Annotated in this window: 11 protein-coding genes; 4 read left to right on the top strand and 7 right to left on the bottom strand. The window is 45.5% G+C overall.

Annotation, left to right across the window (positions count from 1 at the left end; genetic code table 11):
• Window positions 1–140: 140 nt before the first annotated feature.
• A complete protein-coding gene (gene acsA / locus JJQ88_RS06380) occupies window positions 141–1,859 on the bottom strand; it encodes an acetate--CoA ligase (RefSeq protein WP_210364898.1) in 1,719 nt (572 codons plus the stop codon).
• Window positions 1,860–2,064: 205 nt separating this feature from the next.
• Between acsA and JJQ88_RS06375 the strand changes: the two genes are divergently transcribed.
• From JJQ88_RS06375 to JJQ88_RS06365, 3 genes are read left to right on the top strand one after another with little or no spacing between them, the layout of a single operon-like run.
• Window positions 2,065–2,697: a GNAT family N-acetyltransferase gene (locus tag JJQ88_RS06375; RefSeq protein ID WP_210364897.1), complete on the top strand. Its 633-nt coding sequence runs from the start codon at window positions 2,065–2,067 to the stop codon at window positions 2,695–2,697.
• Window positions 2,698–2,749: 52 nt separating this feature from the next.
• Window positions 2,750–3,397 carry an acetoin utilization AcuB family protein gene (locus JJQ88_RS06370; protein ID WP_210364896.1) on the top strand — a complete coding sequence of 216 codons (648 nt, stop codon included), beginning with the start codon at window positions 2,750–2,752 and terminating at the stop codon, window positions 3,395–3,397.
• Entirely contained in the window at window positions 3,394–4,566 is a 1,173-nt protein-coding gene (locus tag JJQ88_RS06365; RefSeq protein WP_210364895.1) for an acetoin utilization protein AcuC, read from the top strand. Before JJQ88_RS06370 ends, JJQ88_RS06365 begins: the two co-directional genes overlap by 4 nt.
• 38 nt (window positions 4,567–4,604) lie before the next feature.
• Here JJQ88_RS06365 and ccpA read toward each other — a convergent pair whose 3' ends face one another.
• From ccpA to JJQ88_RS06340, 5 genes are all read right to left on the bottom strand, one after another.
• Window positions 4,605–5,603: a catabolite control protein A gene (ccpA, locus tag JJQ88_RS06360; protein ID WP_210364894.1), complete on the bottom strand. Its 999-nt coding sequence runs from the start codon at window positions 5,601–5,603 to the stop codon at window positions 4,605–4,607.
• Between the two features lie 251 nt (window positions 5,604–5,854).
• Complete coding sequence (locus tag JJQ88_RS06355; protein WP_210364893.1) at window positions 5,855–6,928, bottom strand: bifunctional 3-deoxy-7-phosphoheptulonate synthase/chorismate mutase; 1,074 nt, start codon at window positions 6,926–6,928, stop codon at window positions 5,855–5,857.
• A 635-nt stretch (window positions 6,929–7,563) separates the two neighbouring features.
• Window positions 7,564–7,893: a bacillithiol system redox-active protein YtxJ gene (gene ytxJ, locus JJQ88_RS06350; RefSeq protein WP_210364892.1), complete on the bottom strand. Its 330-nt coding sequence runs from the start codon at window positions 7,891–7,893 to the stop codon at window positions 7,564–7,566.
• A 70-nt stretch (window positions 7,894–7,963) separates the two neighbouring features.
• Window positions 7,964–8,452, bottom strand: coding sequence for a YtxH domain-containing protein (locus JJQ88_RS06345; protein ID WP_210364891.1), 489 nt, complete (start codon window positions 8,450–8,452; stop codon window positions 7,964–7,966).
• 18 nt (window positions 8,453–8,470) lie between these two features.
• A complete protein-coding gene (locus tag JJQ88_RS06340; RefSeq protein WP_210364890.1) occupies window positions 8,471–8,950 on the bottom strand; it encodes a DUF948 domain-containing protein in 480 nt (159 codons plus the stop codon).
• 193 nt (window positions 8,951–9,143) lie between these two features.
• On the opposite strand from JJQ88_RS06340, the gene JJQ88_RS06335 reads away from it, so the two are divergent.
• Window positions 9,144–10,259 (top strand): aminopeptidase, encoded by a 1,116-nt coding sequence (locus JJQ88_RS06335; protein ID WP_210364889.1) that lies wholly within the window; start codon window positions 9,144–9,146, stop codon window positions 10,257–10,259.
• Between the two features lie 420 nt (window positions 10,260–10,679).
• Here JJQ88_RS06335 and murC read toward each other — a convergent pair whose 3' ends face one another.
• On the bottom strand, window positions 10,680–11,981 hold the full coding sequence (gene murC, locus JJQ88_RS06330; RefSeq protein ID WP_210364888.1) for a UDP-N-acetylmuramate--L-alanine ligase: 1,302 nt from the start codon (window positions 11,979–11,981) through the stop codon (window positions 10,680–10,682).
• Window positions 11,982–12,053: the final 72 nt, after the last annotated feature.

The following is a 12,053-nucleotide window of genomic DNA, read 5'->3' as shown; positions in this document are numbered from 1 at the left end:
TTTTTAAACACTATCCATGAAAAAGAAAAGGTCCAGCTCTCCCCACGTGGAATGGTTCATCAATGACTGAATTAAGAATACCCTATTCATGGAAAAAGAGCACAAATTTTCAACGTTTGCGCTCTTTTTCCAATCTTCTATTATTCTTCCATTGTTGACAGGTCTCCTGTAGGAAGATCAAGTTCCCATGCTTTAAGGACACGGCGCATGATTTTACCGCTTCGTGTCTTTGGCAGTTTATCGCGGAACTCAATTTCCCGCGGTGCTGCGTGGGCTGCCAAGCCTTTTTTAACGAATTGACGGATTTCCTCAATCAACTCGTCCGATTGCTCGTAGCCATCCCGTAAAGCAATGAACGCTTTGATGATTTCCCCGCGTACTGGGTCAGGCTTTCCAATGACACCCGCCTCAGCTACTGCCGGATGCTCTACCAGCTTGCTTTCGACTTCGAACGGACCGACGCGCTCGCCGGAAGTCATGATAACATCATCGACTCTTCCCTGGAACCAGAAATAGCCGTCTTCATCCATGTAAGCTGAATCCCCGGAAACATACCAGTCTCCAGGCATGAAATAAGATTCATATTTTTGCGGATTGTTCCAGATGGCATGCATCATCGCCGGCCAGCCTTTCTTGATCGCCAGGTTCCCCATTCTGTAAGGAGGCAGCTCATTGCCCTGGTCATCTACAATCGCTGCTTTTACTCCTGGAATTGGCTTGCCCATTGAACCAGGCTTGATCTCAAGGCACGGATAGTTGCAAATCAGCTGTGCACCGGTCTCTGTCATCCACCAAGTGTCATGAATTCGCAGGTTGAACACCTTCATGCCCCAGCGGACAACCTCAGGATTCAGCGGCTCGCCTACGCTAAGAATGTGGCGAAGTGAGCTAAGGTCGAATTTCTTCACGATTTCATCGCCTGCGCCCATCAGCATCCTGAATGCCGTTGGTGCACTATACCAAACAGTTACTCCGTAATCTGCGATCATCTTGTACCATGTCTCAGGATTGAATCGACCGCCAATGACGACATTGGAAGTTCCCGTCAGCCATGGAGCGAAAATCCCGTAGGCCGTTCCTGTAACCCAGCCTGGATCAGCTGTGCACCAATAGACATCGTCTTCTTTCAGATCAAGGACCCATTTAGCTGTCATGTATTGCTGAATCATCGCATTATGGACATGGAGGACACCTTTCGGCCTTCCAGTCGAACCGGATGTATAATGGAGAATCAATCCATCTGTGCGCTCTACCCATTCGATATCAAGCTTGTTGCTTGCTTCGGCAAGTTTCTTCTTGAAGTCGATGTATTCCTCTCTGTCCTCAAGGTTATCACCTACGAGAAGGATATGCTTCAATTCCGGAAGCTGGTCGGCAGGCACCCTTTCGAGAAGCTCAGGGGTCGTAACCAGCACTTTCGCTCCGCTATCTTCAAGCCTGTCCCGAACCGCGCCCTCCATAAAGGCTTCGAACAAAGGGCCGACAATCGCACCAAGCTTGATTGCTCCCAGAATGGCAAAATAAAGCTCCGGTGAACGTGGCATAAAAATAAAGACGCGATCCCCTTTTTCGACGTCTGCATATGTTTTGAATACATTTCCCGCTTTATTGGAGAGCTCCTTCATTTCCTTGAAGGTATATTTTTCTTTGCGGGTCCCATCTTGATAATACAATGCGATTTTATTTTTCCTGGAGCCTTCCGCATGGCGGTCGATTGCTTCATATGCCATATTCACCCTGCCGGTATCATGCCAGGAAAATTCCTTTTCGGCAGCTTTCCAGTCAAACTGGCCTTGAAGCTCCTGGTAATTTTTCAAATTATAATCCCCTTGTGTAACTGGCAGCGCTTCCACTTTCATATATCCATCCCCCTTGAAATTTTGATTTAAAATACATTATAGTATAAAAATCTTCTTTTCTCAATTTTTAAAATATTCGTCAGCCATCAGCTGCTAAGCTGGAAATCCATTTAATAAAACAGAAAATTTTGTGAAAGCGCTTTTCTTTGCTGCATTTTATGTATAATAGAGTTGACGTTTTGAATTGTTGACGGGTGGTGACCGAATGGAACACAAGAAAACTTATAATGCAAAAGAACTGAAAACTCCCCATGGCCGTCTAATCATTGAAGGCCCCATTTCTCCCGAAAAATTGGCAAGCTACGAATTCCATAAAGACCTGGTAGCTTTCCGCCCTCCCGCCCAGCAGCACAAGGCATTGATTGAAATTGCCGGCCTGCCTGAAGGAAGGATCATCGTGGCCCGATCAGGGCACGTGATTGTCGGGTATGTCACATTCCTTTATCCAGATCCGCTTGAACGCTGGTCCGAAGGCAAAATGGAAGATTTAATCGAACTTGGGGCGATCGAGGTAATACCCGAGTTCCGCGGCTGCTCTGTCGGCAAGAATCTGCTGATTGTTTCAATGATGGATGATGTCATGGAGGACTACATTATCATCACGACGGAATATTACTGGCACTGGGATTTGAAAGGCACCGGACTGAATGTCTGGGAATATCGGAAGATTATGGAGAAGATGATGAATGCAGGCGGACTCGTCTGGTATGCAACCGATGATCCTGAGATCAGTTCTCACCCGGCAAATTGCCTGATGGCCAGAATCGGGAAAAGAGTGCCGACCGAGTCCATCCAGAAATTTGACCAACTGCGCTTCATGAACCGATTCATGTATTAAACCTATCACCAGTCAACATGACAGATGGCTTATCATTCAAGGAGGAAAGCATATGATCGTTGATGAGATAATGAAAAAGGATGTAACCGTGCTTTTTCCTGAAGACTCGATTGCAAAAGCGATCAAAGTGATGGCAGATAAGAAAATACGGCATATTCCGATCATTGATCAAGACCATGCCGTCATCGGGCTGGTTTCAGACCGCGATATAAAGGACGCCGCCCCTTCCATCTTCCACTGGGACGAGCATAAGGAATCCCTCGAAAGGCCTATTGAATCCATCATGACTACTAAAGTGATCACCGGCCATCCTCTTGACTTCGTCGAGGAGATTTCCGCGATCTTTTATGAGCACAATATTAGCTGCCTGCCGATCATCAAGGATAAGAAGCTCGTCGGTATCGTGACCGAGACAGACTTGCTGCATACACTAGTTGAACTGACTGGAGCCCATCAGCCGGGGTCGCAAATCGAAGTTAGAGTTCCGAATAAGGCAGGGATACTATGTGAAATCGCGACTGTCATCAGCATGAGAAAAGCTAATATACTGAGCGTGCTTGTTTACCCTGATAAAAAGGATGATCGTTACAAAATCCTTGTGGTAAGGCTTCAGACCATGAATCCGATCGCGGTGATCGAGGATCTGAAGAAAGCCGGACATCAAGTATTGTGGCCGAATCTTCCGGGGGTTTCATCATGAGCGACCCCTCTGTTTTTGTTTTTTCCGAAGAACTGCTGAATTACCGATTCAGCAACCATCATCCTTTCAATCAAATGCGGTTGAAGCTTACTTTGGATTTGCTGAAAAAAATCGAGGCAATAGATGACAAACAGATCGTCGCTCCGCGAATGGCTACGGATGAGGAGCTCTTCCTTATCCATGACCCGAATTATGTGAATGCCGTGAAGATGGCTGGCCATGGCAAGCTAAAGGGCGATGCTGCTGAGGGCTATGGTCTTGGGACGGAGGATACGCCCATTTTCCCGAATATGCATGAAGCAAGCGCGCTGCTGGTGGGGGGCACGCTGACAGCTGTCGATTATGTCATGACAGGAAAGGCACGCCATGCCCTTCACCTTGGAGGCGGCTTGCACCATGGCTTTAGAGGCAAGGCATCGGGCTTTTGCATCTATAACGACAGTTCAGTCGCCATCAAATACCTTCAGGAAAAGTATGGCGCGAGAGTCTTGTATGTAGATACAGATGCCCATCATGGCGATGGCGTACAGTGGTCTTTCTATGATGACCCTAATGTTTGTACGTTGTCTATCCATGAAACTGGACGCTACCTGTTCCCAGGAACAGGAAATGTGAATGAACGCGGCCAGGGAAAAGGCTACGGATTTTCTTTCAACGTGCCTGTCGATGCATTCACTGAGGATGAATCATGGCTACACGCTTATAAAACAGCGCTGACAGAAGTAGCTGAATTCTTCAAGCCAGATGTCATTCTTACACAAAATGGCGCCGATGCGCATTATTTTGACCCGCTGACCCACTTATCGGCAACAATGGGCATCTTTAGGGAAATCCCACGGCTGGCCCATGAAATTGCCCATGAATACTGTGATGGCAAGTGGATTGCTGTTGGCGGCGGAGGCTATGACATCTGGCGCGTGGTTCCGCGTGCATGGTCACTGATCTGGCTGGAAATGACTGAAAACTCAAACTGTTATGGAAGCTTGCCACAATCATGGCTGGATGCCTGGAAGGAAGAGACATCAGTTGAGCTCCCGACTGGCTGGGACGACCCGGATGGCCTCTATGCTCCCATTCCTAGAAAACAGGAAATCAGCGAGAAAAATGCCCAGACAGTCGAGAAAGCACTCTACCCAATCCGCAACAGCAAGAAGTCTGAAACAATATAAAAAGGCTGGACAGCAACCTGTCCGGCCTTCTTCAACATTCACTTCGTTGACTTCCTGCTTTCAATCCTGTGCGGCAGGATAACGATGTTTTCTTCGACATTTTCTTTGTTCATGTATTTTGTCAGCAGGCGCATCGCCACTGCGCCGATATCATATAACGGCTGGACAATAGTAGTCAGCTGTGGACGGACCATCAGCGCTAGTCTTGTATTATCTGATGCAATGACCTCGAAATCATCCGGTACATTAAAGCCTACATCAGATGCGCCATGGACCACGCCAAGAGCCATTTCATCTGAACCAACGAGAATCGCGGTTGGCTTCTTATCAAGCTCGATGATCCTTTCGATGGCTTCAAGGCCGGAATCATACGTATAATCCCCCTCGATGACCAGTTCTTCATTGTACTCGATACCGGCATCTTTCAAGGCGCGCTTGTAGCCAGCAAGCTTTTTGTCCTTGTTGATCGGTTCCCGCAAAGGTCCAATCACAAAGGCTATCTCTTTATGCCCTTTTTCAAGAAATTCAGAAACAGCATCGAATGTTGCTTGTTCATAATCGATATTGACTGATGGGATTTCTCCTGACTCCTCGATGGATCCGGCAAGGACAATTGGAACAGGTGACTTTTTGAATTCTTCAACATGTTCTTTTTGAATGTTCCCGCCCATGAACACGATTCCATCCACTTGTTTCCCAAGCATCGTATTCAAAAGGTGCAATTCTTTTTCAATGTTCTGGTCTGAGTTGCTGAGGATGATATTGTATTTATACATCGTTGCAATATCTTCGATCCCCCTGGCCAGCTCGGCGAAGAACGGACTGGAGATATCTGGGATAATGACCCCTACAGTCGTTGTCTTCTTGCTCGCAAGCCCGCGTGCAACGGCATTTGGACGGTATCCGAGACGGTCGATAACCTCCATTACCTTCTTCCTGGTTGCAGGCTTGACATTCGGATTTCCATTCACCACACGTGAAACCGTTGCCATAGAAACGTTGGCTTCCCTGGCCACATCATAAATAGTAATATTCATCTATTCCACTCCTTCAGCTTTTTAACGGGATTTATTGTTTTAGTTTACAGCAAGTGCTGCATCCGTAATCATTTTAGTTTGTGATTTTTTGTACAAGTATAATTATGTTATTAATCATACGATATCCACACAAATCCCGCAATCTGAAGGGCTCATTTTCTCGACATTTTTACGTAAAAATCTTGTCCGGATCGGAAAATGGCAATGTAACAGAAAAACCTTCCTCCGTAGAGGAAGGTTCAAAGCCGATTTTATATCCTTACAAAGGGTGTTGATTTCAAGCCTGCCAAAAATTCATCGAATTGCTTCAAGTCCATTTGCTGGGCATTGTCGGAAAGGGCTACCGCCGGATCTGGATGCACCTCAGCCATCACTCCATCCGCACCGATTGCCAATGCTGCTTTAGCTGCTGGCAGCAGAAGGTCCCTTCTGCCTGTGGAATGGGTGACATCGACCATCACCGGCAAGTGTGTCTCCTTCTTTAAAATTGGCACTGCTGATATATCAAGGGTATTCCTCGTTGCCCGCTCATATGTCCGGATTCCGCGCTCACAAAGAATGATTTGGCCATTTCCCTGTGACATGATGTACTCAGCAGCGTTGATGAATTCCTCAATCGTTGCCGCAAGCCCCCGTTTCAACAGGATTGGCTTATTCACTGCACCTGCCGCCTTGAGCAATTCGAAGTTCTGCATATTCCTTGCACCTATCTGGATGACATCAAGGTACTCAACTGCAGTCTCTATATCCGCCGGGTTGACGATTTCACTGATGACCGCTAAATCATATTCATCGGCGACTCTTTTTAAAATTTTCAAACCTTCAAGTCCAAGTCCCTGGAAATCATATGGCGAAGTCCTTGGCTTAAATGCGCCGCCTCTAAGCAGCTTGAAGCCTTTCGCTTTTATTGCTTCCGCAACGGTCGCAACCTGTTCATACGATTCAACCGAGCATGGGCCGAACACGAAGCTTGGATTCCCTGATCCGATTTTCTCGCCCTTGATCTCAATGACTGTGTCCTCAGGCTTTTTCTTTCTCGATACAAGAAGTGCCTTGCGATGGTCATCCGACTGCATTTCGAGACCCGCTTTGAAAATTTCCTTAAAAATATGTTCAATCGTCGAATTTTCAAATGGACCGTGATTATTTTCCTTGATCAAATCAAGCATTTCTCTTTCGCGGACAGGGTCATAACGATATACGCCCTGAGTTTCTTTTGCTTTGCCGATTTCCTGGACTACCATCGCCCTTTCATTAATCAAGGACAATAACTCCAGGTTCAATTCATCCACACGGTTTCTTAGCTGGTCTAGATTCTTGCTCATTTTCCCGTCCCACCCTTTCGGAAATCATTTTAGCCCCAATCCTCAACATCGCACTCGAAGAAGAATATCGTTCTCTTCCAACAACAGCTGTATACTTCAGATTCTTTCCTGAATCAGTTTTGCAGTGACAGCAATGTTTTTTGTAATAAAAGTAATTATATCTGAATTAATTTCAATTGTCACGCTATTTTTCTTTAATAATTAAACGCTTTTAAGCAATAAAGCATTTTGCTGTACTCAATACCAGCACACATACGCCCTTTCCAACAAGAATATGATTTTAAAAACCTCTTGCTTACGAAAAAGATAGAACAAAACATCCATATCACCGAAAAACATCTCAAGGTTATGAATCTTGCTAAACAGCCTTGCTTTCGACTCGCTTTCCACCTGCGGCCAGGGACCTTCTGGGCGCTTGACGCAGCGTGTTATTCCTTTGAGTTGTTTCTGCAGTTGGAGCCAGCAATCCACCTAGAGCCACTCAATCCGTAACTGCTGGGGGCAAATACTGTTAAAAGCGAATGCATTGTTGGAAAAAAACCGAGTTCATTCAGTAACGATGGAATGAACTCGGTTTTTTAAATTTTACGGTACCAGGAAGACCGCTTTCAGTGCGCTATCCCGCAACTGATATTTTATTTTGAGTTTTCTTCCCTGGCCGCGTCAAGGCTTTTGGCGGTGATTTTGAAATGAGATGCATGCCAGGCTACATCGGAATTGACGAACATGATGGCCTGTGGTGATTCATGCTTAATATGGAACTTCTCTTCGATATGGTTTGAAAGATTCCTCGAATCCTGGACTGTCAGGAAATAGCAAGGTTCACCGCTGCTTCTCCCAAACTTTGAGAATTCATCAAATCCTGCCTGGCTGATTGGACAAGTCGTGCTATGCTTAAGCATGTAAAATGTCTCCCCGGAATCCACCAGCTGATTGAACTTTTCAATGGAATCGATTTTTTTCATTGACTTGATCTCCTTTTGAAAAAAATAAACGGTGAAGTAATCTTACCACTTCACCGTTTATTAGACAAACTTACTGATTCAATTTGCTTTCCGTGTCGTCAAAAGCTTTTTGTGTTTCTTCAAGCTTTTTCTGGACTTCATCTCCAGCAGCCGTTCTGGTATTATTCATCGAGCTTGTTTCAGCCATTGAGGTTGGTATTTCCTGAAGCTCATCTTCAGTCAGACCATCTTCTGCTGTTTGTGAGGCTTCGTCTTTTGGCTGGGTTTTCATGTCCTTCACTTTATTGATCAGTGTGGAAGACTGCTGTGTCACCGTTTCTTTTAATGCACCTGCCTTGTCCATTGCGACACTCGCAAGCTCGGATCCTTTGTCTTTGAGGGTGACAGTTTGTTCATTCAAGCTTCCTCTCAGCTCTCTTCCGGATTTAGGAGCAAGCAGCAAGGCTGCAAGCGCACCGGCAATTCCCCCAACAATCGCTCCTGTGACAAAGTCCTTTGAGTTGCTGTTTTCCCTCACTGAACCTTTTGCATCATAATGATTTTGCTCTCTTACTGGCATATTTATCTCCACCTTTCATTAATACTCCGCTTTTTCCTTCTGTCTGACCACCGTTTCCCCGCTTTCCATCTGGTGGTCAATCTGGACTGTTTTTTTTGACTTCCATTTTTCCTTTAATTCAAGGAAGACGTTGCTCCACTGGACAATCTGGGATATTTTATCCTTGTTCCTGTCAATTTGCTGGTCAACCAGCGAATGGACATTATGGATTGTTTGGTTGAATCTTTGCACGGAATTCCCTACATCCTTCACCGCAACAATGACACTGTTAAGGCTTTCGGATTTTCGTGAGATGTCATCTGCCAAGTTGTTCGTTTTATGCAGGAGCTCGGTTGTTTCGCGAGTCACTCCGTCAAGTTGCTTTTCCAGGCCATCAAGTGTGCCTGAAACACTGTCCAATGTTGTTTGCAATGATTTCAATGTTTTTGACAGTGCCACCACCAGCACTAAAAAGGCAATTGCTATTACAGCAACACTTAAGTACAAAATAATTTCCACTCTATACACCTCCGTTTAGCATATGTACATTTTACCCCCCAGATAGGTACGTAAACCAGTCTTGTCCAATAAGTATTTCAATATAATAGACTCTTATTCCTTCTTGAAAAATGAATAACTTTCTGCATGCCACAGGCATTTCGGTTACAATATGGATATATGTCAAATTTTTAGATTCCTAGGAGTGATGATCATGAAAGATCCGCGAATCCAGACACTGGCCAAAAATTTAATCAACTACTCGGTAAAGTTGAAAAAAGGCGAAAAAATCCTGATTGAAAACTTCGGGCTCCAACGAGAGCTTGTTACCGCGCTGGTCAAAGAAGCATACGCCGCAGGAGGCTATCCGTTTGTTTCGCTGAAAGACCAGCAGGTAGACCGCGCCCTGCTAATGGGGGCACAGGAAGAGCAATTCGAGATGCTGGCAGATTTCGAAGCGAACGTGATGAGCAAAATGGATGCTTACATCGGCCTCCGCTCTGGCGACAATATCAATGAGCATGCTGACGTACCGGCAGATAAAATGAGAATCCATGGCAATACGGTTGGCAAGAAAGTCCATAGAGAAATCCGCGTCCCGAAAACAAAATGGGTTGTCCTTCGCTACCCGAATCCGGCGATGGCCCAATTGGCCAAAATGAGCACGGAAGCATTCGAAAATTTCTACTTCGATGTATGCAATCTGGATTACGGGAAAATGGACATGGCGATGGATAGCCTTGTGGAACTGATGAATCGCACGGATAAAGTAAGGATTACTGGCCCGGGGACGGATTTGACTTTTTCAATCAAAGACATTCCGGCAATCAAATGCGCTGGTGAACTGAATATTCCCGACGGCGAAGTGTATACTGCCCCGGTGCGTGATTCTGTTAACGGCGTGATTACATATAATACCCCTTCCCCTTATCAGGGCTTCACTTTTGAAAATGTGAAACTGACATTCAAGGACGGAAAAATCATTGAAGCAGAAGCGAATGACAGCGAGAGGATCAATAAGATTTTTGATACGGATGAAGGGGCCCGTTACATTGGTGAGTTCGCCATTGGCGTGAACCCATACATCCTTCACCCGATGCAAGATATTTTGTTTGACGAGAAAATCGATGGTAGCTTCCACTTCACCCCTGGCCAGTGTTATGATGATGCCTTCAACGGCAACCATTCCAACATCCACTGGGATATGGTCAACATCCAGCGCCCTGAATATGGCGGCGGGGAAATTCACTTTGACGGCGTCCTGATCCGGAAGGACGGCCGCTTCGTCATTCCTGAGCTCGAAGGATTGAATCCTGAAAACCTGAAATAATAAGAGGCTGCAGACAACGCCCTCAAAACTGGCAGCTTCTTAACCAACGAACTCCAGGGCATGTCAAGAAACGCGGCTGAAAAATTCATAACTATCGGAAGGCTAGGCTAGTTTCCGTGGGAGCAGCATGATTATCCAGGTCAAGACTTAACATTCATATATTATAAAAAGGGAGGCGGGTCTGATCCTAAATGTTTCGTTTATGTGTGGGAACATACTGAAATAACATACTAATGAGCAGGCCAAATCGCAAAGGAACGAAAGGTAGCTTTATTGAAAAAGGCATAAACAAAACAGAACGCTTGAAAATCCAAGCGTTCTGTTTTGTTTGCTTATTCCAACTGTTTTTTATGGTGTTAAACGAACTGTGTTTCAGTATGTTATTTCACCTGTTTTTTTGGATCCGCATCCCATTCTCATTCATGACTGCAGCTGCTCTTCGTACGCCTCCTGGAACTTTTGGATATCCCCGGCCCCCATGAACAGGATGACACCGTCTTCGTGTTCTTTTAGGACAGAGGTATCTTGCTCTGCCATCAGTTCTGCATTATCTATTTTTTCTTCCAGGTCTGCAATCGTTAGCTTCCCATGGTTTTCACGTGCTGAACCAAAGATTTCGCACAAATAGACTTTATCCGCTTTGTTCAGGCTTTCGGCAAACTCCTGCAAAAATGCCTGGGTCCTTGTGAAAGTGTGGGGCTGGAAGACAGCAATGATTTCCCGATCTGGATATTTTTGCTTGGCTGCTTCAATGGTCGCTTTGATTTCCGTAGGGTGATGCGCATAATCATCAATGATGATCTGGTTTGCAACCTTCTTTTCAGTGAATCTCCTCTTTACTCCTTCGAATGTTTGAAGCTGTTCAGAGATTACTTTCGAATCGATGTTTTCATAATGGCAAAGCGCAATGACCGCAAGGGAGTTCAACACATTATGGTCTCCGTATGCTGGGATTGAGAATGAACTATAGAACGTATTCCTGACAAAAACATCGAAGGTGGTACCCTCGGTGGATTTGACGACATTCCTTGCCTGGAAATCATTCTCTTCGCCAAATCCGTAAAAAACGACAGGCACTTTCGCCTGGATTTTTTGCAGCTGTTCGTCATCCCCGCAGGCAAAAATGCCCTTTTTCACTTGCCATGCCATTTCCTGGAATGCAGAAAAAACATCTTCGATATTCGCAAAATAATCCGGATGGTCGAAATCGATATTTGTCATGATTGCATAATCAGGAAAATAAGAAAGGAAATGGCGGCGATATTCGCAAGCCTCGAACACGAAATATTCAGCATCGCGATCGCCTTTTCCGGTCCCATCTCCAATCAGGTAGGAGGTTGGCTTGGCCCCTCTCATCACGTGTGCCATCAATCCAGTGGTGGAAGTTTTCCCATGTGCGCCTGTCACCGCGACGCTTGTGAAATTCTGCATGAAATCACCCAGGAACCGGTGGTACCTTACAATCGGCAATCCGAGCTTCATTGCCTCCTGGATTTCCTCATGAGTGTCCGGATAGGCGTTCCCGGCAATGATGGTCATTCCGGGCTTGATATTTTCCTTATTGAACGGAAGGATCTTTATTCCGGATCTCTCAAGGGCAACCTGGGTAAAGAAGTGCTTTTCGTAATCGGAGCCCTGCACTTGATAGTCCATATCATGGAGAACTTGAGCCAGCGCACTCATTCCAGACCCCTTTATACCTACAAAATGGTAAATAGTCATATAAAGAACCTCCAACAACGTCTGTATGTAACACAGTATATGACAGATATGCTATTTTGCTCACGCGGGAAG

Source organism: Bacillus sp. REN3 (assembly GCF_017912555.1).
Classification (GTDB): domain Bacteria; phylum Bacillota; class Bacilli; order Bacillales; family Cytobacillaceae; genus Mesobacillus.
The sequence above is the reverse complement of the archived record's forward strand: the minus strand, read 5'-3'. Positions and strand labels throughout refer to the sequence as shown.

What these genes read in the sequence shown, in the direction of transcription:
- acsA (WP_210364898.1), bottom strand. Translation starts at nt 1,859, where the DNA reads ATGAAAGTGGAAGCGCTGCCAGTTACACAAGGGGATTATAATTTGAAA.
- JJQ88_RS06375 (WP_210364897.1), top strand. Translation starts at nt 2,065, where the DNA reads ATGGAACACAAGAAAACTTATAATGCAAAAGAACTGAAAACTCCCCAT.
- JJQ88_RS06370 (WP_210364896.1), top strand. Translation starts at nt 2,750, where the DNA reads ATGATCGTTGATGAGATAATGAAAAAGGATGTAACCGTGCTTTTTCCT.
- JJQ88_RS06365 (WP_210364895.1), top strand. Translation starts at nt 3,394, where the DNA reads ATGAGCGACCCCTCTGTTTTTGTTTTTTCCGAAGAACTGCTGAATTAC.
- ccpA (WP_210364894.1), bottom strand. Translation starts at nt 5,603, where the DNA reads ATGAATATTACTATTTATGATGTGGCCAGGGAAGCCAACGTTTCTATG.
- JJQ88_RS06355 (WP_210364893.1), bottom strand. Translation starts at nt 6,928, where the DNA reads ATGAGCAAGAATCTAGACCAGCTAAGAAACCGTGTGGATGAATTGAAC.
- ytxJ (WP_210364892.1), bottom strand. Translation starts at nt 7,893, where the DNA reads ATGAAAAAAATCGATTCCATTGAAAAGTTCAATCAGCTGGTGGATTCC.
- JJQ88_RS06345 (WP_210364891.1), bottom strand. Translation starts at nt 8,452, where the DNA reads ATGCCAGTAAGAGAGCAAAATCATTATGATGCAAAAGGTTCAGTGAGG.
- JJQ88_RS06335 (WP_210364889.1), top strand. Translation starts at nt 9,144, where the DNA reads ATGAAAGATCCGCGAATCCAGACACTGGCCAAAAATTTAATCAACTAC.
- murC (WP_210364888.1), bottom strand. Translation starts at nt 11,981, where the DNA reads ATGACTATTTACCATTTTGTAGGTATAAAGGGGTCTGGAATGAGTGCG.